The following is a 25,229-nucleotide window of genomic DNA, read 5'->3' as shown; positions in this document are numbered from 1 at the left end:
GGAATGATGACTAACGAGTGATAGCGGGTAAATAGACCCATTTCGGTAAAGGATTCACTGAAACTGTGGGGGTAAGACTGGGGCTTGGAGTTGGGCTTAGGCTTGGAGTTGCGGTTGGCTCGGCTTGCGCAAAACGGAAAACCGCAACCCCCAATGATGGGGTTGACCCAACGTGGGTAAAACTCCCACCAACATACAATTGCTCGTGGTCAGCACTAAGATGGGTCACCGCACCATTGGGTTGCTGACTTAATCCGTCAAAGGTACTCCCGTTATAACGTACAATAGGCCCGGTATGGGTACTATTGACTTGACTGAAATCACCAGCGATATACAAACCACCACCCGCAACCCCAGCTACGGCATTGATAGGACCATCAAATATTCCAACTTGGCTAAATACACCAGTGTCACTCACTCGATACAGTGTATGGCCCAATAACAAATACAATTGATTATTCCATACGGTTCCACGATGATAGCCTTTGGGAATTGAGCGTGAGCCTAGGTATTCCCATTCTTGCCCATCCCAACGGGTAAGATCAAGATAATCTTCAAATTGGTCAAGATGAATAAAAACCTTAAAGATCGTTGAACCAGCAACAAAGAGCATTTCATCACTACTAATCCGCGCTTCGGCAGCAATTTGATTGAAACGGATTGCATCGAATTCGATAATCCCCGTCATCGGAATCGTTGGCTGGCTCATGGGTTGAACCGTGAAGATGCGTGGCCCTGAGGGATACCACGTTAAGTGTTGGCTGGTTGGAATTTCTGCACTCTCCAGCGAAGCCCCGTCTAAACGCCAAACGGCACTTGATGCTTCTCCAGGAGCAAGCGTTTGGGTTTGGGGTAAAAAGAGATACAGCTGTTGATTCAGGGTGTGGAACATCAAGCCGCCAAGCAATTCATAGCGACCGTGAGCTAAGGTTTGCCAGCTCGTACCATTCCAGCGTTTCAAAAAGCTTTGATCGAAGGCATATTGCTCTTGCAGCACCACGGGATACCCAGCATCGCCCGCCAACTGCGTCATTGAATCAGGGGTTGTAAACACGGCTAACGACTGAAGGGTCGTCCCATCCCATGCAACAAGATCACTCGCAACACCGTTGAGTGAAAAACGTCCCCCAATATAGAGCGTGGTCGCATTCCCAACGAGTGCCGTAACTGCGGTCGTTGTCATGGGTAACGTCACTGATTGCCAAACACCACCATTTAACCGTACAAGTTGATTATTATGGACAGCATAGATCTGATTGTTCCAGCTAGTAACATCATGGAGGATTCCACTCACAGCAGTACTTTCCGCCACAAATCCGCTGCCATCCCAGCGATACAAGCGGCTCGTCACCACGTTACGTTCTTGCGCGACCAAATAGATGGTCTGATTAACCTCATACAGGTTAAGATAATGGGTTGTAAAATTGTTGACAATTGGCTGCCATTGCTGATTCGCCCAAAGCGCGAGATAGCGTGCCGATTGCCCCGACACCGTAGTAAATGACCCTGCGGCAATGACATCCTGATCAGTCCTTGCGAGACTAAACACCGGTTTATTAAAAAGCTGGCCTTGTGGTTGCGCTGCACCATCCCAATGGGCAATCCCCGTTGATAATCCTTGATTGAAATGGCGAAAATTCCCTCCAATCATCAACGTATCACTGAACACGGCGAAACTATGAACCTGCACATCACCAGCAGCATAATCTAAACGATCGGTCAGCCCACTCCCAAGCCCTTGAAAACTGGTTCCATCCCATCGGGCAACATGATTACGTGGTTGATTCTGGAGCCGTGAAAAGTTTCCCCCAACGACAAAGCCATCGTGGTAGGGTGTTAGCTCCGAAATACGACCGCGATCAGCGGGGGTTAAACCAAACTGCTCCCACTCTGTACCATTCCAACGAGCAAGACCATTCGTCTCAACATTATTCGTATAGGCAAAATCGCCAAGGACATATAAATGTCCTTGCGCATCAAGCGTTAAGGTTGTCAGCGTTCCAGGCCGCGCAAACTGACGACCAAGCGTCGTATCCCACGAGCCAAGAATGGTTTGGCTACTTGTAAGCGAGGCCGCACTTGGTTGATGAAACCCAACGAAGCTTACAAGCATTCCAATCAACCACACAGGCAGCATCCGTGCATGAAACAATCGCATTGCAATTCCTTCCTAACCTAACTGATCGATACGCATTGAGCATAGCTGGGTAGTTGGACACGGTGCGCACGATGTGCGCACCATTTTGGCAATAGATTGCGTATTATAGAAGGAGCTGTCTATGCAAGATTGACAGCTCCTTTCGATCAGATATCTGGACGATTTAGTAGCATTGGATGCGTTGCGATGTTCCACCAACCGCTTACACTTCCCAGCTTTGATCCCGATGATGGCCTCGGTGCATTTCTGGGTGATCTGCGATCATGGGTCTTTCGTTCAAAAAAAGAGGCAGCACGGTATTTTGGTGTTGCCCATACCACCATTATGCGCTATGAACAGGATCAGATTCGTTGTCCACCAAGCTACATTGCCGCCTTGGCCACGCTGATATGGGAACACCTTGCAAACCATCAGCCGATCGAGGCACAGCAACAACTCCTGAGGTTACTAAACGTCGTTTTTCAACACTCTGGGTTTAAACCATTGTCTACATGGACTGAGGTGGTGGATCTTGCATCTCACTATGGGAAACGTCCAGCCCCACCGAACATCCGAATTCAATCACCAGCACAATCAGCACCATATACTGTCTATGATTGGGGAGAAGCCCCGGACATTCAGCATTTTGTTGGCCGCAGCACAGAACTAACCCAATTAACCACCTGGGTGACCCACGACCGCTGTCGAGTTATTGCGGTACTTGGACTCGGGGGGATGGGCAAAACAACGTTAATCACTACCCTGGCACAGATGCTCAAACCGGACGTCACCGTCATTATCTGGCGTTCCCTCAATCGCCCACTCTCGGCCAATGAGTATCTTTTAGACTGCCTCTATCGGATTGAGCCAAATCCACCAGATGCGTATCCAACCGACTTTCAACAACGGCTGAATTGCTTCATCATGTATCTCACACGCTATCGCTGCCTGCTGATTTTAGATAATTTCGAATCATTACTGCGATCGGATTACCCTGCTGGACAATATCATCAGCAGTATCGTGAATATGCTGAGCTGCTCGCTGCGATCAGTCAACGTCGGCATCAGAGCTGCATCATCATCACCAGTCGTGAAAAACCAGTCGGGTTCAATCACATCCAGAGTGACACAACCCGTATCCTCACGCTGACTGGCCTTGCCGAGCATGAGACCCAGCTCTTACTTCAGCCGTATCACCTTCATGGAGATGAACCCAGTTGGCAGCAATTAACCACGCAGTACACGGGCAATCCGTTAACGCTCAAGTTAGTGGCGCAAAGTATTCAAGCGTTATGTGCCGGGGATATTGCGGCGTTTTTACTCCACCAACAGCCGTTGGTCGGTGATATTCGCACGATACTCCATCAACAATTAAGTCGTTTATCGGAGCATGAACAAGAAGTCATGTATTGGTTGAGCATCGAACGCCAGCCCACGACCATTGCGACGCTTAAGGCCAACTTAGTGCGCTCGCCATGGCAGCATGTCCTTTTAGAGACCCTTGAATCGCTGGTACGCCGTTCGTTGATTGAACAGCACAACGCAGGTTTTCGCTTACATAGCGTTATTTTAGAGTATCTGAATGTATGCTTGATTGACCAACTCGTGCAGGAAATTCGTCACCAACGCCCCCATCTCCTGATTCGGCATGCCCTGCTCAAGGCTGACGCGATCACAATCATTCGCGAACAACAACGCCAAGCAATCATTCAACCGCTGATCCAACACCTGCTCTTAATCGATGGGCGGGACCAAACAATCCGATCCCTCCAAGCATTGCTGGCAACCTTTCATCCACGCCCCATGCCAGAAATGGGCTATGCCCCTGGCAATATTTTGAATCTCTGTCTCGAACTCCAAACAGATCTGCAGCAGTTTGATTTTCGCTTTAAACCAATATGGCAGGTTAATCTTCAGGATCGCGCGATTGCAACCCTTGATTTAACGGGCTGCGATCTGTCACAAACGCATTTTATTCCAAGTTTTGGTGGATTAATTGCGCTTGCACAAAGTCCCGATGGCAACCTGTTGGCAAGCGCAAGTGTCTACGGTGAGCTGTTGATTTGGCATACGCACCAGTTTAAGCTGTGCTGGTCGATTCCCGCGCATCACGATTGGGTTCGCGCCCTCGCATTTAGTCCAACCGGACATCACCTCGCCAGCGCGAGCGATGATGGCGCGATCAAGATTTGGAATCTTCCCGACGGACAGTGTATCCAGACATTAAGCGATCATATTGGCCGTGTGCTCAGTATTACCTTCGATATGACTGGTCAGTACGTGTTCAGTGGAGGGGAAGATGGCGATCTCCGCGTCTGGGATTGGCAAGATAACCGATTAATTGCGCGGGTGCACGCTCATGATGATTGGATTTGTAGCGTGGCCCTGAGTCATGATGGGCAAACACTTGCCAGTGCAGGCAAAGATCATCGGATACACCTCTGGAATAGCACAAACTACCAGCGCCAAGGAACACTGGATGGTCATCAAGGGACAGTCTGGTCACTCGTTTTTAGCCCAAACGAACCGATCTTAATCAGTGCTGGGAGCGATTGTACGATTCATATCTGGGATTATGTCCATCAGCGGTTAACAACTACCTTGCTGGGACATCACGACGCGGTATTAACGCTGTGCTTGAGTTCAGATGGAGCATATCTTGCCAGTGGAGGAGCTGATCGGCACATTCGGCTGTGGGATATGACCAGTGGCAATCCCCACTATACGATCAACGCCCATCATCACTGGGTACGGGGTCTGCTCTTTAGCCATACAACCCATGATCTTATTTCTATCAGTAGTGATCGCAGTCTGCGCGTGTGGGAGGCCACCAGTGGACGTTTGCGCCATCAGATTCAGGGTCATGATGGTCTCATTTGGAATTTAGTCATCAGTCCCGATGATGGCTACCTTATGAGTTGTGGCGAACAACAACCAGTCACCATCTGGAATCTTCGGGAAGAACCGATACGCGCGTATGGGTTATCCAACGAAACCCAGCATTGTAAAGCGATTGCCTATACCTCCCATGCGCACCTGCTGGCAATCGCCAAAGAACAGACGATTCACCTATGGCATCTTCAGGACAAGCAACCAACCATGCGGCTCACCGATGCTCGGGGCTGGGTTCGCGCCATCAGTTTTAGCCCCGATGGACAATTCATCGCAGCCTGTGGAGAAGATCACACTCTTTATATTTGGGACCGAACAACGGGTCATGTAACCCACTCGTATCGTGGTCATCATGGATGGGTTTGGTCACTCGCGTGGAGTCCTGATGGCCGCTACTTAGCAAGCGGCGGCGACGATCACACCATTCGTATTTGGCGTCATGATCAAGCAACGCCGCTTGCCATACTAACCGGACATACAAACTCCATCTGGGCGATTACATTTAGCCCTGATGGGCAACGCATCGTCTCAGGCTGTGATGACCACACGATCCGTATCTGGGATATTACGACGCAGGAATGCCAACAGATCATCACCAATCCTGAAGGTCAGGTCTGGACAGTTGATTGGACTCACCATGGGCAATGGATTGCGACGGGTGGCTCGAGTCCCAATGTGTATGTGTGGGATGCGACAACCGGACAGCAGATGCAATGCTTATCCGGGCATGTAGGACGGGTACGCAGTGTACGGTTTAGTCACGACGGGGTATACCTCTTCTGTGGCAACGGTAATGCAACAATCAGCGTATGGCATCTCCCTACAGGCACTAAAGCCCAAACGCTTGCGATCAACCAACCGTATGCAGGATTAACGATCACGGCGACCACGGGATTAACAGCGGCACAACGGAACAGTTTGGAATGGTTAGGAGCCTCAACATCTAGCATGCCGAATGAAGGAAATAACCATGGATCATTATAGTCGCGGTCTGACCAAGAATAAGATGCAACTGTCACGATGAGCGATCGTATCATGATAACCAGCCTTGCTAGCGTGCGCAGTGACAGCATCTCGTCATCGGCAAAGGCAGCTCTACCAACATACACGAACGACGGCTTGCGTGGCATGGGTAGAAAGGAATCACCATGCAAACCATCATCCAACGCGCCACCCTCACCCACTTTGGCTAACCCACTGCCGCCATCACCATGGCGGCACCCACCCCAGCAATGCATCGTTCGGCAGCGCTGCTCCTTGTCCGCTGTGATGAGATTCTGCCCAGTCACTGCGCACACACCTCGATTACCGCCACGGCCCTCAAACCGATTCCGCCCAGCAGTCCGCTAGCGAGCTTGCTCTAGAGCAACACCACGGCAGATGACCGTTGGTGCTTTCGGGCGCAGCAAGCCCTGCTCATCGCCGGAGATTGTTCGCGCCGCCAACTCTATGATGCGGTGGTGCTTGTCCTCAGCCAGCAGGTGACCCGCAGCGATGCGACCACATTTACAGTACAGGGATCAAAAGCCTACACCGTGACGCTGGCCAATGGCATCGACCATACCGAGGGCTTTACCTGCCAATGTCGCGGATTCTGGAGTCATGGCGGTGGGCAATTGTGTAAGCATGTTTTGGCTGCTGTGCTGATTGCGCTTGATTCAGAGGAGGCACTCGCATGCTGACCTTCGACGAGCGGGTAAAGCGACGGGTCAAGCGCAAAAACAATCGCCTGCGCAAGCGCTACCCACTCTTTGCCGCCGAATTACAACCCGGCGGCGCACTCGCGGATTGGTTGGTAACGGAGCAGCAAGCAGCCACGGATCTTGCAGCAATCATCGCGTCGAAGGACGCAATGCTGGCGCGTGTTGCAACGAACGATCAATTGCGTGAAATCAAGGGATTAGAGCTGCGTAGCCTCGTAGCGGAGGTCGTTGATCCGGCCACGTTGGCAACCCTTGACAAGCAGCGCGCAAAAATCCCCAAGGCAGGCGCCTATACCGCTGAGTTCTGGTTTGCCCGCCTTCGCCCCTATCACCTCCATGAGGCACAGGCTCGCTGTGAGCATCGCGACAGCCATCCGCTCTTTGCCGAATGGCACGACCGCTGTCCGCGCTGCCATCTGCCCATCACCAAACCGCCGACGGTCACCATACCACAGGCGGAACAAACCATGCTGCCGTTCTATAAACGTCAACAGGCCTGTGATAGGGATGTATCACGGCCCTGTTGACGTTTTAGCGAGATAGAAAAGAGAATCTCATTCCCAATCTCCGCAACGCGATACCCGCCACAAATCGGATTCATCAACCCTCCCTGATTGACTGCTGGATCGTGATAATACGTCAACCCTTGGACGAGTGCCGCAGCACACTACCCAAGGCCACTCCTGCCACGATTCATCGAGCCCATTGCTATCCTCCGCGTCGCCATGCGCAAAGCAACGCTGCGGGCACGACGCGGATCCACGGGTAGAGTGCAAACAGTTGCACGGTTATGTAAACCAAGACTGGCGCATGGATGGCTGCATATCAGTCGTCATGCATTTCCATAGCCAGTCCTCGCTTAATCCTGATAGGCAACTGACCCTGCACAAACGCACATTTGGGCGAATGCCCAAGCGCCCCTCGCGATGAGCGGCGAAGCATGAGGTATCTGCCTAATGGATCCGCAGCATGCGACTGGTAGACTCGATCTCATCGCATGAGTATGGGCATGGATCGAATCGTCACAGATTCACGGACATGGATCGGCTTATCCACAATCACGATTGCCCATGCCCATGCGACCGCTGCATCCAGCGCATTCTATTCAGTTAACCGGAAAGGTCTCGGCTATTATGTCATTTATCACTGCTGGCACGCCGTACCCGCTGGGCGCAACCTGGGACGGTCATGCCGTTAACTTTGCTCTTTTTGCCGAACATGCGACAGCCGTTGATCTCTGCCTTTTTGATTCAGCAACCGCACCCCGCGAAACAATACGCCTGCCCCTCACCGAGCAGACCGATTTTGTCTGGCATGGGTCGGTGCCTGGACTTCAGCCAGGACAATGCTATGCGTATCGGGTGACAGGGCCCTATGATCCTGAGGCTGGACTGCGCTTCAATCCTCAGAAACTGCTGCTTGATCCGTATGCCAAGGCGATTCACGGTCAGCTTACCTGGCATGATGCGGTCTTTGGCTATCCGATTGGCGGCGACGACCGCATCGCCGATGATCGTGATAGTGCGCCCTATATGCCACGGTGTGTGGTGATCGATCCGCGTTTCGACTGGGGCGATGATCGCCATCCAGCCACCCCGCTCCACGAATCTCTGATTTACGAAGTTCATGTGAAAGGGTTAACCGCACAGCATCCTGACCTCGCACCTGATCTGCGTGGCACGTATGCAGGGCTGGCATCGCCACCGGTGATCGCCTATCTCCAATCCTTAGGGGTTACGGCCGTTGAGTTATTGCCCATTCATCATTTCCTTGATGATCGGCATCTGATCGAACGGGGACTCCGGAATTATTGGGGGTACAATACGCTCAGCTTTTTTGCGCCTGACGCGCGGTATAGTCGGTGTGGCGATGCAGGTGGCCACGTCACTGAATTTAAGCAGATGGTCAAAGCCTTGCATGCCGCAGGGATTGAGGTCATTCTGGATGTGGTGTATAACCACACCTGTGAAGGCAATCATCTGGGGCCAACACTTTCGATGAAGGGCTGTGATAATCCAACCTACTATCGGTTAATGCCCGATGAACCACGCTATTATCTTGATTACACCGGCACTGGCAATACCCTCAATATGCTGCATGCGCGGACGTTACAGCTGGTCATGGACAGCCTGCGCTACTGGGTCACCGAGATGCATGTCGATGGCTTTCGCTTTGATCTGGCGGCAACCCTCGCCCGTGGGTTATACGATGGCGATCGGCTTTCGGCCTTTTTCGATACGATCCATCAAGATCCCATCCTTTCGCAGGTTAAGTTGATTGCCGAGCCATGGGATGTCGGCCCTGGGGGCTATCAAGTGGGCAACTTCCCGGTGGGCTGGGCTGAATGGAATGGGCGCTATCGTGATACCGTCCGCCGCTTCTGGCGGGGGGATCAGGCGCAGATTGCCGAACTGGGGTATCGCCTGAGTGGATCGAGTGATCTCTATCAGGATACCGGGCGACGACCCTACGCGAGCATCAATTTTATTACGGCGCACGATGGGTTTACCCTCCACGACCTAGTCACCTACGAATGCAAACGCAACCACGCCAATGGCGACAACAATACTGATGGCGACGATGAAAATAACGGCTGGAACTGTGGCGTGGAAGGCCCAACCGCAGACCCAGCGATTAACGCGCTTCGTGCCCAACAACAACGGAATCTGCTCGCAACACTGTTGCTCTCGCAGGGGGTGCCGATGGTACTTGCAGGCGATGAACGCGGACGAACGCAGGACGGCAATAACAATGCCTACTGCCACGATAGCCCCTTAACCTGGGTCGATTGGACGCTCACTGCCGAGCGCCAACAGCTGTTGGACTTTACCCGCCGTTTAGTGCGTGTGCGCCATGATCACCCACTCCTGCATCGACGAACGTTTTTTCAGGGTCGCCGGATCTATGGCCAAGATATCAATGATATTGAATGGTATCGACCTGATGGGCAGGAGATGACAACGGATGAATGGCAGGATGGCACGGTGTTAACGATTGGGATGCTGCTCAACGGACGAGCGCTCGATGAGCATGACGCAACCGGTGATCTCGTGGAAGACGATCTGTTACTGTTGCTCCTCAATACGAGCGACGAAGACGTTCCATGGCACCTCCCTGGCGATCCCAACGGCACCCCATGGACCGTGCTCATCGAAACCGCGCACCGACCATCGCCACCAGATGCATGCTGGAAACCTGGTGATGCGTACCGTCTGCCAGCGCATGCGCTGACGTTGTTCTGTCAAGAGCCGAGCGGCGATCCGATTCCGTCCATGGATGCGCAGGATGCAACCGCGCTGCAGACACCAGCGGCGATCTTAGCAGCGCGTCAACTCCACCAGCACACGCTGACGGGAACGGTGGTCGTCCTTGCCCATATCTGGAGTCCCGAACTGGGGAATGCTCGCGATATCCAGGTCTATCTTCCACCGGACTATGATGACGGAGACCAGCGCTATCCGGTTGTATATATGCATGATGGGCAAAATCTGTTTGATCAGATGACCAGTTTTGGTGCCGAGTGGGCGGTTGACGAAACGATGGAGCACCTCGCCCACGATGGAAGTGGCGCCATCATTGTGGGCATTCCCAACATGGGAGCCATCCGCAATGATGAATATAGTCCACTTGCTGATCCGGATCATGGCGGCGGACGCGGTGATGCCTATCTCACGTTTCTCGTGGAAACCCTCAAACCACTGATTGATCGCCAATTTCGCACGCGTCCGGAACGGCAGACAACCGCGCTCGTGGGATCATCGATGGGGGGATTAATCAGCCTGTATGGTTTTTTTGCCCATTCGAGCATCTTTGGGTTTGTTGGGGTGCTGAGTCCGGCGCTCTGGTTTGCGGACCATGCCGTCCTTGCCATGGTGGAACAGGCTCCCTTCGTTGGCGGACAGATCGTGCTTGAGGTTGGCGCGGCGGAGGGCACACGCTGCGTTGCTGATGTGCAAACCCTCCGCGCCATGCTTGAAACAAAAGGCTATACGCGCAATCGTGATCTCTGGTATGCCGAACTGCCTGATGCCGAACACAATGAAGGTACATGGCGGACGCGGGTTGGCCCGCTCATCCAGCGATTCCTCCACACGCGCTGATCATGCTGTTTATCCCACGCTGTCCTCATCGCTGGTGATCGCTTCGAGCGCCGCGATGGGGAAATCACACAGAATCGTGCCAAGCGCGAGCGTTGGCCGATGGGCTGGCCCATCCGGAACGATGATGGCACAGGTCAACAGATTCCGATACCGCACACCCGCGTCCGTGGCAGGCAAACAGACGCGGGTGGTCTGCCACACCTCCGCACCAAGCGGAAACCGATCATGCGCTGCCATCAGCGCTGCGACCAAACGCGGCCCAACCACGAGCAGCGTGGTATCGCCCACCTGACGGGTATAGGCGCAGACCATGGTTCGCTGCGGGCCGACGATGGTGAGAGGCGTATACCGACCCGTTAAAAACAGATCAGGATTGGCCCGGCGGTAGGTCAGCAGGGTGGTTATGACGAAGAGTTTCATCCGGCCATCTGCCCAATGCTCGAGCAGATCCTGCGCCACACCCCGTCGGTCGGTCTGCGCGCGCTGCTGGATCTCGCCAAGCAGCCACTGGCGAAGCGCATAATCGATCGGTCGTCGATTATCGGGATCGACGAGACTGAAATCCCACAGCTCGCTGCCTTGATAGCAATCGGGTACACCAGGGGCCGTCAAGGTGAACAGGGTTTGGCTTAAACTATTCACCGCCCCCACCCGGGCAATCTCCTGCTGGAACGGGATAAAATCAGCAAGAAAGTGGGTGGTGCGGTCGTCCGGCAACAATGCGGTCACAAAGGCGGTTAAGCTCGCATCATAGTCGGCGTTGGGATTCACCCAACTGGTATGGGTTTTGGCTTCGCGCGTGGCCTTCTGCATAAAGCTGATAATCCGGTCCCGAAAGGTCGCAAACGTGGCCGCATCACACTCCCCAGCGGGCCATGCACCCAGCAGCGTTTGATACAGGAGATATTCATCGTTCGCATCGGGTGCAGGAACGCCATCAACCATGATTTTGTGGGTGGCATTGAGTTTGCGCCAACGATTGACATGCAGCCACCAGCGCTTCGGGATTTCTGACAGCACATTTATCCGCGCCCGGACATCCCCTGCCCGCTTGGTATCATGCGTCGCGAGCGTCAACATGCTGGATGGCCAGTCCTGGTGGCGTGTTTGATTCTGCCGATGAAAGGCATCAAGCGATTGCCCAAACAGGGCAGGCTCGCCGCCAACCTCATTGAGCGAGATCAAGCGGTTATAGAGATAAAACGCGGTATCTTCGACACCTTTGGCCATAATGGGGCCGGTCATCTGCTGAAAGCGCAAAATCCACTGGGCCAGCCGATCACGGTCGTCCGGTGCGAAGGTATCAAGCGTGCGCAAGAGCAGCGTATCCCGCAGAAAGATTAGGACGGAACCGCTGGTGCGGTAGCGCTGACGCAGTGCCGCATCGGTCGCCTGTTCAAGGCACTGGCGATCATGGTCGCTCACGCGCCGGGCAATCGGGTCGATATAGGTCCGATAGATAGGCATGTGTGCAATGAGGTCGCGAATCGCGGTCGTCAAGCCACCGAGGGTAAAATCACGATAGCGTGGGGTGCGCTCGGTAAGCCGCTCCAACTGATAGCTGAGCGATGCAATCTCACTGGCCATGGCTTCCTGCATGATCAGCATTTTTTTGGCCAGCACCACTTCAGAGAACGCCTGCTCAGTCCCACACACCGTGCTATAGATCGTGTCGAAGCTACGACCATGACGGCTATCAACAAAGATACCATTGACTGCATTCAGAAAATCATAGCCCGTGGTTCCATGCAGCGCCCAGTCCTGCGGCAACGCCTCTCCATGGGCCAAGATTTTCTCGGCGACCACATACAAGGGCCATGTGGCTGGCGTAGCCGAGGTGTCAGGGGTGCCATGATGCGCACGATCATGCACCCACGCCGCCGCGCGATCGCGAATGTCGTCAAGCTGGGCATCCGCAAGGCCTTGATCCTGGGCAATACGTCGGGTGAGCGCTTCTGTTTGCAGCCGTGCAAAGTAGGCAGCCGGCATCCACAACCCATCCGGGTGATCGATGCGCAACCCCGTAATCGCACCCGCAGCGATGAGATCGAAAAGCAGGGTATGGGTATCCCGAAACACCGCGTCGTGTTCCACCCGAATTGCGGCAAGCTCGTTAATATCAAAAAAGCGCCGATAGTTGATTTCTTCCGACGAGACCTGCCAGAAGGCAAGGCGGTAGGCTTGGCCATCGAGCAGACGGGTGAGGTGCGTAAAACTTGCTGGCTCGTCAGGATTGCCATTGTAGCGACCAAGCGTCTGATCAAGGACACGGCGCACCGTCGCATTGGCGGTCGTCAGGCTTGCCAAGCGGCCCTTGATGATCTCCTTCTCCCGCCGTCGTTCCATCAATTTGAGCGGATCATCCGCACCGCGCGGTGGTAAATAGCCCACCGTGGTCAGAATACTCAAAAACTCTTGGAGGCCTGGATCATCCGCAGGGAGCTGTGCTTCGAGCAGCGGGCGTGCATCCTCAAGCACCAGCCCTGCCGTGCGTGGTGCGATCGGCAAGCGTGTCTCGGCGTACTGGAGAAAGAATGCACCCTGGTCATAGTGCAGCTGAATCGCGCCCTGTTCGATCACCACCCCAAAGTGATCACCTAAAATGGGCAACAAGACCTGATTCGCCAGTTCCCGCTTACTCGGCTGCCAATCAATATCGAAATAGGGGGCATAGACCGAGCTAATGCCATTTTCGAGCACATCCATCCACCACGCATTGGCCGCACCGATGCCCATATGATTGGGAACCATATCGACAATGAGGCCCATGCCATGGGCGTTGAGCGCGTTGGCAAGCGTCCAAAACCCATCAGTGCCACCAAGCCACGGGGTCAGTTCTCCATAGGAACAAATATCGTAGCCATGCGTACTCTCCGCCCGTGGCGTAAAAATAGGCGATACATAACAATCACTGATTCCAAGCTGGTGGAGATAGGGAACTAGGGCCGCTGCATCAAAGAACGTAAAGTCCGCATGCAGCTGGAAGCGATAGGTTGCCAACGGAAGGCGCGCTGATGTCGCCCGTGAATCGAACAACGGAGATTGGTTCATACGGTGTCCTCATGGCTACTAGGAACGTGCTCCGCCACCCACACAAGCACCCGAAACGACGTTGGCGGGAGCGTCATGAGCGTCTCACCAACGACCACCTGATCATCCAGCGCGAGGCCCGCATCGTGCGCCTGACCATCAGGCTGCCATGCGAGCGCCGCAGAATCGAGGTGACCGTGCCAGCGTCCTGCAGGCAACGGTACCGCTTGTGCAACATCATGGAAATTGACCATCAGCATCACCCTACTTGACCCGGCCCACCGTTCAATGCTGAGCACCCCTTGGAGCGCATCGCAGGTGACGGTCATCTGGGTGCGGTCAAGCGTCGCAAGCGCGGGGATGGATCGGCGCAACTGGAGCAGCGTGCGATACCATGCCCGTAAGACCGCATGCTGGCCCTGGATCTGCAACTCCGGTTGTAGGATGGAGTGCTGAAATGTTGCGGGGTCAGCCGGATCCGGAGGCTCTCCATCCCAGGCAAACGCAGCAAATTCCGTCCGCCGCCCCTCGCGAATCGCCGCCAGCAGATCAGGATCACCATGATCAACAAAGTAGAGAAATGGTGCGGACTCCGCATACTCTTCGCCCATAAACAGCAAGGGAATTGCGGGGGCAAGCAGCACCAGCCCAGCGGCGATTTTCAGCCGCTCAAAGGAGACCAACGCGCCCAGTCGTTCCCCATACATGCGATTCCCAACATGATCATGGTTTTGGGCAAAGACAATGAAGCGCGCCGCAGGCAGATGGCTAGCTGGTGATCCATGGCGGCAGTCACGGAAGGGGGAATACTGCCCCGTATAGACAAACCCATCACGGTAAGCCGTCGCCACATCGGCCACGGCACCAAAATCCTGATAGTAGCCCGTTCGGTCACCCGTAAGGACGGTACGCAAGGCATGATGAAAATCGTCATTCCACTGCGCATCACACCCAAACCCATGCTGGTCACGAGGCGTAATGGTGCGAGCATCATTACGATTGCTTTCAGCAAACAGCAAGCAGCGACGACTAAGGACGGTCGCCAGATCGGCCACCGCCGCCGTCAAGCGTTCAAGAAACGTGACCGCCGCAAAGTCGAGGTAGGCATGCACGGCATCCAGGCGCAGCGCATCAATATGAAACTCGCTGAACCAGAAGCAGGCATTGGCGATAAAAAAGTCGCGGACGGCATCACTGCCTGGCCCATCAAAATTGATGGCGGTCCCCCATGGGGTCGAATAGCGGTCGGTAAAATATGGGCCATAGTCGGCAAGATAGTTGCCTTCCGGCCCGAGGTGATTGTAGACCACATCCACAACCACCGCGAGGCCACGCGCGTGACACGCATCAACCAAGCGCTTGAGGCCAAGCGGCCCACCGTAGGAATCCTGAACCGCAAACGGATAGACCCCATCGTAGCCCCAATTGCGCGTGCCGGGAAACTGACCAAGCGGCATTAATTCAATCGCGGTAATGCCAAGGTCTTTCAAGCCGTCCAAATGAGGAATGATGGCATCAAACGTCCCAGCACGCGTGAACGTTCCGACATGCAGTTCATAGATCACATAGTCGTGGAGCGCGAGGCCATCCCAATCCGCATCATGCCAGGCAAACGCCCGATCAACAAGCATTGATGGCCCATGCACGCCCTGGGGCTGGGCTTGAGAAGCCGGGTCAGGACGTATGAGCGTTTCCGTTAAGCCATAGCGATACAGGGTTCCGGGGCCAACATCGGCGACCAGCGCCTCATAGTAGCCATCACCAACCGCGTCCATGGGAATCCGGCGCGGCGGAACCGTTTCAAGTACCACGGTCATGGAATCAGCATGGGGTGCCCAGACGCGAAAGCGATAGCAACCATGCTCAGCCGGAATTGGGCCAAGCGGCGGATGCCAAAAGGGATCATGATGCATAGAGTCTCCAACCAACGATTCTGCATGGCACGCCATGAGAACAACACACAACAATCTATGTGCCGAATCAAGGAATGGACAGACGCATCGAAAAACCGCCATGCCGACAAACACAGCGCATCGTCCATCTGCCACTATTCCCAGAATGCGCACACCCTTAACAAGTCTACCAACACCGATCCGACACGCCATTAGGCAGGTGCTCAGGAAGTCGCGCACAAATCTGTGCAGATGCCTAACGTGCCACTGCGGCATGGTATGCCGTGTGCTTGCGCGTTCAAGCACTGGCACTGGGCATCCGCTGAGCAGCACGCACCACTAGGTTCGCCATGCGTGACTGCCGCCATCAATAACGACAGCATGAACGGACAAGGCCCGCGATCACACGTGTGATCGCGGGCCTTGTCCATCCAGGGGCGCTTGTGGGGTTATGCTGCCTTTGCTTGCGGCATCAAGAGCCCAGCGGCATCGCACACGATTTGGACAATCGTGTATTTTCGGCCACCGCGTGTCTCGTATAACGCTTGACACAATTGACCACGACTCGACACGGTTGCGGCGGTTTCAACAATCCGTCGTTGCTCATCGAGAGGCACTTCATCGAGTGCTACCACCGGCAGTGCTACCCCATTTACGGTCAATGGATGCGGCTCAAATCCGGCCATTTTGCCACGTTTCTCGGAAGCACTCAAATCCGCTTCCATCCCTTTCCCAAGGGATAAAGCAGCTGCTTCACGTACAGGAAGCAGATCACCGCTCGGAAGCACACTGGAAGCAGTACTCGGAAGCGTCGTATCGAGGCCAATTAGGTTGCGTAGCAGGCTGTCATGCAGGGCCTGATCCGCATTGCGGTGTAAAGCCTTTTTCGGCTTATCCGGCAACTTGGACAAGATCATTTGGCGGTGCGCCTTATCGTAATAGGGGGCACGCATGGTCACGACCATCCGGCCTTGGACGCAGGTAAAGACCCCAGCCCCATCCGGCGGAACCGGTAATTCCGAGGGAGGAACCCCAATCACGGCCCCATCACGGCGAATTCCCAACTTCTTGAGTTCGGCGGTGGTGAAGGTCGTATTGGGTTCATCGGCATCGCCACGAGGCTGATAGCCGGCAATATACAAGCTAATTTGGCTGCGCCAGCGGGTATCCATCCGTGTGAACGTTTGCCCACTGACGATGTAGCGAATGCCGGCGGCGCGCGAGCTGGTCAATTCGGTATTGAGCCAATCGGCAAGCTCGGTTTTACTCGTTGCATCTTGCAACAACATCAATTCTGAAACGAAGACGACGAGCAGTGGCATATCGCCCTTGTCGTATTCTTCCCATTTTTCACAATTTGCGGCTTCCAAGACTTCAATCCGGCGCTCACGCTCCTGCTTCAGCTTCTCCATGGCGGGACGAATATCGTCGATGCGCTTGGCCAAGAGCCAGGTATGAGCCTTATCGCCCCAGCCAAGCCAACTTAAGCCGCCTTTGCCGTCCACAATGGCCAGTTGTAACTTGTCCGGCGTGTTCATCAGGGCCAGATAGAGCAAGGCTTGCACGGCCCAGGAGTCTTTCCCTGAGTCGGTAAAGCCCGTCAAAGCCACGTGATTGACATCGCCGACGAATTTAGCGCTGTTGAGGGCAACATCAGTCACCCCATAACTCCAGCCTAAGGGAAACCAATACGGCTCGGGATCGTGCAATTTAGCCTTAACAATATAGGCGATATTGCTCGGTGGGTTCTTCAGCGCAAGGCCTGCACCCGCCAAGATCGTCGGATCATAGGCGGGCAATTCGTAGGAGGTGAGCGGTGGCTCGGGCGTAGGAACAGGGGCAGGAGCCGCCGTCGCGAGGGCAACCGCCGGGACAAGGGTCTCATGCTGGAGCCGCCAGGCTTGAAAGGCACGCCAATCGCGCCATAACCCTGGGCCATAGCGGAGGATGGTGAGCACAATGGCTCCACAGAGAAAACCGTACATCCAACCCATACTCATCCTCCTAACGCCAGGTCTTGAGTAAACTGCGCACCGCGGAGCGGGTCAGACGTTCTGGCCAAAAGGCAAAGGCAATGGACGCAACCAGCGCAATGAGCCAAATCACGGTTCCATCCGACGGTAAGCGCCACTCGGCAATCATCCGACCGGCTAACCAGGCTTTGCCCCCGACTGTCGACGTAAACAAGTCAACGATTGCGATAATGCCAAAAATGCTCAAGTGATGCCAATCAAGCGTCTTATTAGGCCAACACTTGATTTCAATCGCCGTGATAATCGCCGGAAGCAACCATTGTGCCACCCCAAGTTTGGCTACCGGAATCCCAATCGAGGCGGCAAAAGCCAAGGTAAACTGCGCCCCAATCCACCACATGCCAAAGCCAAACAGCAGCAGGCCTGCATCCACGAGGCTAACCATGAGCTTATCATAGAGGGTGGGACCTTGTTTTTGAACAGCTGGCTTGACGATTTTTTGGGTTGCCGTCCGCGTTTCAACCGGCTGGCTCACACTTTCCACCACGACCGTCGGCGCAGGAAGGGCAATGCTGGGTGTTGGCGCAGGGGCAGGAGTGGCAGGAATCGCATTCAGGAGTTCCTCAAGAAGCGTGCGGGTTGCTTGTTGCTTGAGAAGCTGATCTTGGTTCATATGTGCTGCTATCCTTCGCTGAGGCAGCCATGCTATACTGGCATGTACTGCCAAGTTGGCTTAATCGAGATTGGCAGTTATGGCAGCTTGGTCTAGTACACCAAGCTGCCACCCAATCTGCCCCTAGTATACCATCCTTGTAAATATGGTTTGACAGCGGCACAAACAGGGATTTCTCCACACGATGCTAGTCATCATCATCTAAAAACCCCCCACTAAAGGCTAAGACCGCACCACTGGCTTCCCGGTGAATGCCAGCAGGCGGTGGCACGGGCGCAACTGGCGCAGGAAGCGGAGAACCAGCATGAGCTGTGTAGCCTTGAAGTAAGGCTGGCAGGGCATCGTGACGAATTAAGAACTCCAAGACCGGCAACAAATCAGCCTGTAATCGTTGGGCCAAGGTTTGTGGATCATAGCCGCCGTATTGACCAGTACCCCCTGCCCACGCTTCGGCAGATAACAACCGCATGCCAAGGCGCATGGCCTTCAGCATTAACTCGGATTCACTCTCATCATTATCACGATGCACACGCAACAACCGATTGCGCTCCAGATCATCCTCGGTACAGCGAATTCCTTTCACACGCACGGTCATGCTTAGGCTCCTTTCCCAGCCGCTGCATACACCACGGCCAAGAGGGCACCAGTTGCATTCAGAATATCCGCCACACTCGGATCAATGATGGTATAGTTGCGGGGAGCCGTCTTGCCAGAGGCTTCCGCGCGTTCTTCAATCAAGCGCCGCAACCCTTGAAGTTTCACCCCACCACCCGTAATGATCACATACGCACTCGGCTGCTGGAGCACCTTGAGCATCCGACCAACCAAGTCTTGCCCGGCACTTTGAATCGCTGCATTGACCTCGCCTTCAATCGGGAATTCACGGCCTGATTCCTCAAGCAATTGGGTTTCTAAGGCATATTGGGCTTGGGCATCACTGAGCCGTAACCGATGGAATTTCGCGGCTAATTCACGGGCAATACTAATCGTGCCTGCGCCGAGCCGCTCAGCACTCATCCGGTAGGGATTCAGTTCCACTTCGGTCAATTGGGTGTCACCACCGCCAATGTCGACAATCGAAACGCGGCGAATCCCATCAGCTTCTAACGAGCCATCAACCGTCCGTGACCACGCATACAAGGTACCAATCGACTGGGCTTGGGGAATGATCTTCTCATAGCGCAGTGTCCAGTTCGTCACAATGCCTTGGGAATCAGTGCGCTCAACCACAAACGTTTGGCCATTCAGGTGGGTTTTCAGCGCATTCCGCGTTTCAGGATTCACGCCCATTTTGTCATTGTCGCGGGCCTCAATTTCCTCGTTCGGGATAGCGAAGCCCACCGCTAGGGGATACACCCCTGGTTTATAGCGGGCTTTAATCAGCGTTTCGACTGTACAGGCGGCGTTAAACGAGCGCTGGCGGGTATCCGAGAGGCGTTGGCTGGTGCCACCAATGGGCAAAGCATCACCATCAAAGCGCAAGGCATCATCACCAATCCAAAAGCTATCGCCCCCGTTGACGCGGTAGGTCACCACCCCTTGGCCTGCCCGAATCGCTTTTGCTAATTTATAGGCTGTGGGAGTACGGGTTGTAATGAGACGCGATTTTTCATCAAGGACAGCGATCTTTTTGGCCCCATTGCCATTGTCATCACCCACCGCAAGATAGGGTTGATCCCCAATCGTAATCCAGGCGGGCAATTGATAATGGGTATCGCGGAGTGGTTGGCTTACCCGTACATGGTCATAGACGGTTGCACGTTTACGTTCTAAGAGGGTCATCGGAGGTCTCCTTCATGCGGCGCTTGCCAAAACGACAATAAACCAACAATAAAACGATAACATTTGATGGTTGCTGCGCGCTAGTATAACAGAAGGATGTTAACGAAGCAACAATGAAGCGCGAACGAAGCAGTAATGAAGCAACAATAAAACGCGATTATATTCCATAATGTATCGATGCACCGATAATAAAACGACAACAAAGCAAGAATAAAACAACAATAAAGCGCTTTTTTATTTCTTAATTACCGCTGGTACTTTCACAGTTTCGACAATAAACCAACAACAAACCGTCGTGCTTTGTTGACGGAATGCTGGAGCACGATGATGGGAAGCACCCCGATCAGGAGGAATGCGTGATGAATCCATCGGGAGTGCGCAGCTGAAGTTGGAACAACAGCGACCAACAATGGTGCGTGATACGACGCTGGGTGTTTTCTTGGGGATCTGGGCGACGTGAAGGCATGACCATGATGCTCGTCAGCAGTCACAGGCATTGCCAAAAAACGCGATTATTCCAGGATGCTTGCTTGCGCACATTGGGAAACTGCGTCCATCGTGATAGTCGATGCTCAACGGCGTGTCGCCCATGCCCGTGCTTAATCACGAGGCATCGCCGATTAGGGGTTTGCATTAAAACGCAAATCAGCAGAAGACCGTGCTATGATTTTCATGGGTGTGGCGATCCACCATGAAGGATTCGCCCATAGTGTGGATGCAGTTCCGCTCTTGAGACAAGGATGGTAGTGCCATGATGACGATCGCGATTCTTGGAGTCGGTGCCATTGGGAGCACCTTTGCCTTTCACCTTGCGCAAGCAGGGCATACGGTTACCGTCGTTGCCCGTGGCAAACGACTCGCGCAACTCCAGCATGACCAGGCCATCATCAGCGTCACGGGTCAACGCGCTCCGGTATCGGTAGCCACAACCCTTGACCTGACAACACCGTGGGATCTCGTTCTCGTGACCGTACTAGTCGGCCAGGTCGACGTGCTGCTTCCAACCCTTGCGGGCAGCAACGCCAAAACCATCATGTTTATGTTTAATACGGTTGCGTCGCTGGATCGGCTACGTGATGCTGTCGGGCAAGAGCGCTTTGCCTTTGGGTTTCCATCGATTTTGGCAAGCCTTGAGGATGGCAAACTGCGCGCAACGATTGTGACGCGGGGCCAACGGACTCCCGTAACGGATGCGCGGTGGGCAACGGTGTTCACCAAGGCGGGTATTCCTGCGACCGTCGAACCAGCCATGGAAAGCTGGCTCCGGACGCATGCGGCCTTGGTAGTCCCCATTATGGTCATCAGTGTTCAGGCCCATGCACGTCAGGCAGGGGTGTCGTGGTCACAGGCCCGCCGTGCAGCAGAAGCCATGCGGGAAGGGTTTGGCATGGTGCGGCAGCTTGGCAACACGCTGACCCCAGCCCCAATCGCCCTGCTCAGTCGTGTGCCAGCACCGATCATCACCCTGCTCCTCTGGGTACTCAGCCGATTCACGTTCATGCGCACGATGGGGGCGGCAGGGCCACGCGAGCCACAGATGTTGATTGATGCCATGCGGGCTGTCGCCCCTGGTCAAACGCCGATGCTCGTGCATATCCGACCAGAGAGCCAATCCGCTGCGTGAAACCTGTAGGAGACCATCCATGGGCGCACCAAAGGGGAGTGGTTTTGCGGTGGATGAACCAGCAACGGAATGAGGTCGCACGACGGTACGAGCCCACAGGAACAACGCAATCCGCGCAGCTTGCTACAATAGAGGGATACCAGCACACGCTAGCACGGAGGATCTCGGCGTGACGGACAACGCTCACTCGTCACCCCATGCGTACATGACCTTAACCGAGGCGGCAAGTCACTATGGGTTTAAGTATAATGCGCTCTATAAATATGTCTTTGTCGGACGGCTCCAGGCCACGTGGATCGAACGCGAGTCCATTCCCACGCTGATCTGGGAGCGCATGGATGCCTATGCCCAAGCGAATGCCACCAAGAAAGGCGGCATCTGGGTCACAACCCATGAACAGATGCAGACCTACATGCAAAGTCGAAAACGAGGTCGGCGACCAAAACCGCCGTCTGTTTGACCATACTAATTAATATGGTATACTAGCAGAGGACGCACGAAGGAATGGAATTGAGCGGCCATTCCTTCATGCTACCCCCACCCTATGGTCGAGATAGGGTGGGGCTTTTTATTTTAACGGTTTCTGCGCATTCCGTCGAGTCCTCAGCGACCTGGCAATAGCATAGCGGCGACGTGCAGGATGTGGTCATACCGTCCTCGATAAATCACTGCTGTAACGGAGCATTAGCGGTCTTTGGAGACACTGGATGCAGCAGTCATACAGACTACTAGCATCAATTTGTGTCGATAGTCCGGCCTTCCTCGCACATCCTTGGTCATCGTCATCCGGTGCGTGGCATGCGACCGTTTGAATCCGGACAAAAAGCCTCGCAATCGCATCCTGCCTGCGGTATACTGAAACACACCACCGCATCACATCATCACACCCCATGATTAGTCCAACCAGCACGACTATCGGTCTCTCGTGACTCCATTGATCCGTGCATTGTCACCAAACATTCCACCATACGCCGTTCTCTGGGACCGTCACACACGCTTCCGTTGGTGTCTTATGGCTCACCCCATCATTGCTTGCATTGCCGACCATTATGATGTATGGAAGGATGTCCGATGCTCGCTGACCACTCTTTAGCAGTCGATCACCCTGATACCGTGCTTGCCGTGTGTTACACCCAGTATCAGCACCAGATTCGTGCCCATGTTGCCGCCGCGATTCAGAACCCGACCGATGTTGATGATCTTGTCCAGCAGGTCTTGGTGACTGTCTGGAAACATGCCGCCCGCTTTGACCCCAGCAAGGGTGAATTGGGTGCATGGATTGCAGGGATTACCCGACATACCGTCTTGGATTTCTTACGCCGCATGTATCGCCATGCATCCCCAGCTAGGCATAGTGCCATACCGATGGCAACGGACTGTACCGCATTGACAGCCCTGATCGAAGCAGAACAACATCAATTCATCACCACCCTCGTTTCACATCTTCCACCCCCGGCACAGCGGATCATCCATGCCGCCTTTTTCTTGGGAATGACCCATCAACAGATTGCGGAGCATTGCCAGATGCCTTTAGGGACGGTTAAAACGATCATACGCCGATCGCTTGGTCAATTACGGATGCGGATTGAACAAGACACGAGCGACGAATAGGATACCGTCGTGCGTTCGCTCGGTGCTATCACGAAGTTATTGATGGTCTCCAGTAGAATCCTGAAGCAGGGTGTGACCAGCGACACACGATGCAGATCCGTCAGCATGCAGACGGTCATCCATTCCAAGGAAAAGGAGGTGGCGTGCTGCTCCTATACCGGTCCAGCACGCCAATGATGATCATTATGCGGCAGGGTGGAGGAGTGTCTGGAATGAGCTGAAGCAAATTCGTAAGGTCAAACGGTTTCGCAAGAAAGGCCTGATAGAGGCCATCGATCGTGGCAACCGTTGTCCCCCCACTCATAAGAATGATGGGCGGCGTGGTGATCTCCGGAACGGTTGTAATGAGTCGACACAGGGTTATCCCATCCATCTCAGGCATCATACTATCGATAAAGATGAGGTCGAGTGGCATTGCATGATAGGCGGCTAAGGCTTGCTGTCCGGTGGCAACCGTATGCACGATAGAGCCTTCATCGCCAAGCATGTCTTCGAACAAGTCCCGAATGATTGGTTCATCATCAACGACAAGGATGCGGGTATGCATCGATGCTCTGTCCTTCGTGTATCCCGTGGGCTTAATCTTTCGATCATGGCACGACATGGGGAATGGGGAAGCGCAAACACGACATCGGCTGCTTAAGATTCATCAAGCACGGATGCCATGCGAAGGATCGTCTACGCGGGTCAATGGAGCCAACAACGTCCTCTCAGCCATGGAGGGGCACAAAAAATTCCTGTCTGAGCAGATGATAGGCTTCAGTACGCTCAGACAGGAACTTTTTGTGTCGTATCGTTGTAGTCCCTTCGCAATAGACTACAACATGTGCATTTAGTATAGCACGGTTAGCGCAGACATGGCATACAACGAGAGAGGATGAGATGCGTTGCGTTAACGCCCGCCCAAACCGAAGCAGTGTTTTGGTCCAGACCACCTGCGATGGGTGTCTCCGTCCCCAATGATGCGTGATCGATTCGCCACCACACCGCAGCGCGTTGCGCGCACCGACCTTGTTCTCGTTGGTTGCCACCGCTTAACCGTGCGTGAAAGAACGATCACATTCCCACGTGGAGGAGCACGTATTCTTAGGAGGTGTGGATCATGATGGTGCTTTTGCCAGCAAAAAACCTTAGAGCACGCCATGACACCACGCGTTAATGAACACTGCGCTTGTCGGTTGAGGAATCGCAATCGGTTGGCGGAAAGGCGAGTATGCAAGCATTCGATATTACCCACGCGGGCGATTTCTCTGATTGGGCAATGACCACCGTTCGGAATGCGCTCAATACCGCCAAAGAAGGAAAGCCTTATGCGTGTATTCAGTATCATGGCATCGAAACCGTTACCTACTGGATTCCTGAGGTGGGTGAATCAGTTGACCACCTTATTGCGCGCATCGATACGATGGTCATGGCTGACCCGCAGATTCAAACGGCTACCGTGATGAATGCCCAATCACACCTGCTGTGGATGGTTGATCGCACCGCTGCTCCTGGATATCTCCTGAAACAAACAACCCGTCAAGCATGTCCTGGCTATACCTGCTGGGCATGTGGTCATCAGACTTTGATAACCTTCCATAACTGTCCAACATGTTCGATGGAAAACACCTGTCAGCCCTCAACGCTACGCTGGATCCATGCATGGCGCATGGATCGCGCACCACGTTGCGAACATGCCGCTTCCCTGTGTGCTAATATCAGATGAGACAGATTCCATTGGCTGAGATCCGTTCTGATCAGGGCGCGAGGAACTTTCCATGGACGACATGACCCACCCAATTGACCGACCAACCTTGAGCACCGCCGAGC

Annotated in this window: 16 protein-coding genes and 1 pseudogene; 9 read left to right on the top strand and 8 right to left on the bottom strand. The window is 54.2% G+C overall.

Going from position 1 to position 25,229, the window contains the following annotated elements; genetic code table 11:
- Positions 1-10: 10 nt before the first annotated feature.
- The gene (locus SE18_RS10745; RefSeq protein WP_054534459.1) at positions 11-2,158 is read right to left on the bottom strand and encodes a hypothetical protein; all 2,148 of its coding nucleotides are present in this window, start codon (positions 2,156-2,158) and stop codon (positions 11-13) included.
- A 186-nt stretch (positions 2,159-2,344) separates the two neighbouring features.
- On the opposite strand from SE18_RS10745, the gene SE18_RS10740 reads away from it, so the two are divergent.
- The 5 genes and pseudogenes from SE18_RS10740 to SE18_RS28330 all read left to right on the top strand — a co-directional run bounded on the left by SE18_RS10740 (position 2,345) and on the right by SE18_RS28330 (position 10,832).
- Positions 2,345-6,013 (top strand): NACHT and WD40 repeat domain-containing protein, encoded by a 3,669-nt coding sequence (locus SE18_RS10740; RefSeq protein WP_054534458.1) that lies wholly within the window; start codon positions 2,345-2,347, stop codon positions 6,011-6,013.
- Positions 6,014-6,489: 476 nt separating this feature from the next.
- Positions 6,490-6,711, top strand: a complete 222-nt coding sequence (locus tag SE18_RS10735; protein ID WP_054534457.1) for an SWIM zinc finger family protein — start codon at positions 6,490-6,492, stop codon at positions 6,709-6,711.
- Positions 6,705-7,259, top strand: a complete 555-nt coding sequence (locus SE18_RS10730) for a hypothetical protein (protein ID WP_054534456.1) — start codon at positions 6,705-6,707, stop codon at positions 7,257-7,259. The genes SE18_RS10735 and SE18_RS10730 overlap by 7 nt, the downstream gene beginning before the upstream one ends.
- A gap of 606 nt (positions 7,260-7,865) precedes the next feature.
- Positions 7,866-9,995, top strand: a pseudogene (glgX, locus tag SE18_RS10725) (glycogen debranching protein GlgX); the annotation flags it as partial.
- Positions 9,996-10,004: 9 nt separating this feature from the next.
- Positions 10,005-10,832, top strand: coding sequence for an alpha/beta hydrolase (locus tag SE18_RS28330; RefSeq protein ID WP_407928478.1), 828 nt, complete (start codon positions 10,005-10,007; stop codon positions 10,830-10,832).
- A 9-nt stretch (positions 10,833-10,841) separates the two neighbouring features.
- Here SE18_RS28330 and treY read toward each other — a convergent pair whose 3' ends face one another.
- The 6 genes from treY to SE18_RS10695 form a co-directional block, all read right to left on the bottom strand.
- Positions 10,842-13,883, bottom strand: a complete 3,042-nt coding sequence (gene treY, locus SE18_RS10720) for a malto-oligosyltrehalose synthase (RefSeq protein ID WP_054534455.1) — start codon at positions 13,881-13,883, stop codon at positions 10,842-10,844.
- Positions 13,880-15,775 (bottom strand): malto-oligosyltrehalose trehalohydrolase, encoded by a 1,896-nt coding sequence (treZ, locus tag SE18_RS10715; protein WP_054534454.1) that lies wholly within the window; start codon positions 15,773-15,775, stop codon positions 13,880-13,882. The genes treY and treZ overlap by 4 nt, the downstream gene beginning before the upstream one ends.
- A 428-nt stretch (positions 15,776-16,203) precedes the next feature.
- Entirely contained in the window at positions 16,204-17,748 is a 1,545-nt protein-coding gene (locus tag SE18_RS10710; protein WP_054534453.1) for an FtsK/SpoIIIE domain-containing protein, read from the bottom strand.
- Positions 17,749-17,758: 10 nt separating this feature from the next.
- On the bottom strand, positions 17,759-18,400 hold the full coding sequence (locus SE18_RS10705) for a hypothetical protein (protein WP_054534452.1): 642 nt from the start codon (positions 18,398-18,400) through the stop codon (positions 17,759-17,761).
- Between the two features lie 187 nt (positions 18,401-18,587).
- Positions 18,588-18,995, bottom strand: coding sequence for a hypothetical protein (locus SE18_RS10700; protein ID WP_054534451.1), 408 nt, complete (start codon positions 18,993-18,995; stop codon positions 18,588-18,590).
- A gap of 2 nt (positions 18,996-18,997) precedes the next feature.
- Entirely contained in the window at positions 18,998-20,182 is a 1,185-nt protein-coding gene (locus SE18_RS10695; RefSeq protein ID WP_054534450.1) for an acetate and sugar kinases/Hsc70/actin family protein, read from the bottom strand.
- A 751-nt stretch (positions 20,183-20,933) separates the two neighbouring features.
- Here SE18_RS10695 and SE18_RS10690 point away from each other — a divergent pair.
- From SE18_RS10690 to SE18_RS10680, 3 genes are all read left to right on the top strand, one after another.
- A complete protein-coding gene (locus SE18_RS10690; protein ID WP_201783490.1) occupies positions 20,934-21,806 on the top strand; it encodes a ketopantoate reductase family protein in 873 nt (290 codons plus the stop codon).
- Between the two features lie 169 nt (positions 21,807-21,975).
- Entirely contained in the window at positions 21,976-22,266 is a 291-nt protein-coding gene (locus tag SE18_RS10685) for a hypothetical protein (protein WP_054534449.1), read from the top strand.
- Between the two features lie 611 nt (positions 22,267-22,877).
- Positions 22,878-23,417 (top strand): RNA polymerase sigma factor, encoded by a 540-nt coding sequence (locus SE18_RS10680; RefSeq protein ID WP_054534448.1) that lies wholly within the window; start codon positions 22,878-22,880, stop codon positions 23,415-23,417.
- 115 nt (positions 23,418-23,532) lie between these two features.
- Here the strand turns inward: SE18_RS10680 and SE18_RS10675 are convergent, their stop codons facing one another.
- The gene (locus SE18_RS10675; RefSeq protein ID WP_054534447.1) at positions 23,533-23,964 is read right to left on the bottom strand and encodes a response regulator; all 432 of its coding nucleotides are present in this window, start codon (positions 23,962-23,964) and stop codon (positions 23,533-23,535) included.
- Between the two features lie 666 nt (positions 23,965-24,630).
- On the opposite strand from SE18_RS10675, the gene SE18_RS10670 reads away from it, so the two are divergent.
- A complete protein-coding gene (locus SE18_RS10670; RefSeq protein ID WP_054534446.1) occupies positions 24,631-25,125 on the top strand; it encodes a hypothetical protein in 495 nt (164 codons plus the stop codon).
- Positions 25,126-25,229 lie beyond the last annotated feature (104 nt).

The organism is Herpetosiphon geysericola, assembly GCF_001306135.1.
Classification (GTDB): Bacteria; Chloroflexota; Chloroflexia; order Chloroflexales; family Herpetosiphonaceae; genus Herpetosiphon; species Herpetosiphon geysericola.
Note: the sequence above shows the minus strand (reverse complement) of the source record. Positions and strands in the feature narration are given on the sequence as shown.

Bases quoted from the DNA above. Each gene is read 5' to 3' on its own strand.
- SE18_RS28330 (WP_407928478.1), top strand. From the start codon at position 10,005: ATGGATGCGCAGGATGCAACCGCGCTGCAGACACCAGCGGCGATCTTA.
- SE18_RS10690 (WP_201783490.1), top strand. From the start codon at position 20,934: ATGATGACGATCGCGATTCTTGGAGTCGGTGCCATTGGGAGCACCTTT.
- SE18_RS10670 (WP_054534446.1), top strand. From the start codon at position 24,631: ATGCAAGCATTCGATATTACCCACGCGGGCGATTTCTCTGATTGGGCA.
- SE18_RS10745 (WP_054534459.1), bottom strand. From the start codon at position 2,158: ATGCGATTGTTTCATGCACGGATGCTGCCTGTGTGGTTGATTGGAATG.
- SE18_RS10675 (WP_054534447.1), bottom strand. From the start codon at position 23,964: ATGCATACCCGCATCCTTGTCGTTGATGATGAACCAATCATTCGGGAC.
- SE18_RS10710 (WP_054534453.1), bottom strand. From the start codon at position 17,748: ATGGGTTGGATGTACGGTTTTCTCTGTGGAGCCATTGTGCTCACCATC.
- SE18_RS10680 (WP_054534448.1), top strand. From the start codon at position 22,878: ATGCTCGCTGACCACTCTTTAGCAGTCGATCACCCTGATACCGTGCTT.
- treY (WP_054534455.1), bottom strand. From the start codon at position 13,883: ATGAACCAATCTCCGTTGTTCGATTCACGGGCGACATCAGCGCGCCTT.
- SE18_RS10700 (WP_054534451.1), bottom strand. From the start codon at position 18,995: ATGACCGTGCGTGTGAAAGGAATTCGCTGTACCGAGGATGATCTGGAG.
- SE18_RS10740 (WP_054534458.1), top strand. From the start codon at position 2,345: ATGTTCCACCAACCGCTTACACTTCCCAGCTTTGATCCCGATGATGGC.
- treZ (WP_054534454.1), bottom strand. From the start codon at position 15,775: ATGCATCATGATCCCTTTTGGCATCCGCCGCTTGGCCCAATTCCGGCT.
- SE18_RS10705 (WP_054534452.1), bottom strand. From the start codon at position 18,400: ATGAACCAAGATCAGCTTCTCAAGCAACAAGCAACCCGCACGCTTCTT.
- SE18_RS10695 (WP_054534450.1), bottom strand. From the start codon at position 20,182: ATGACCCTCTTAGAACGTAAACGTGCAACCGTCTATGACCATGTACGG.
- SE18_RS10730 (WP_054534456.1), top strand. From the start codon at position 6,705: ATGCTGACCTTCGACGAGCGGGTAAAGCGACGGGTCAAGCGCAAAAAC.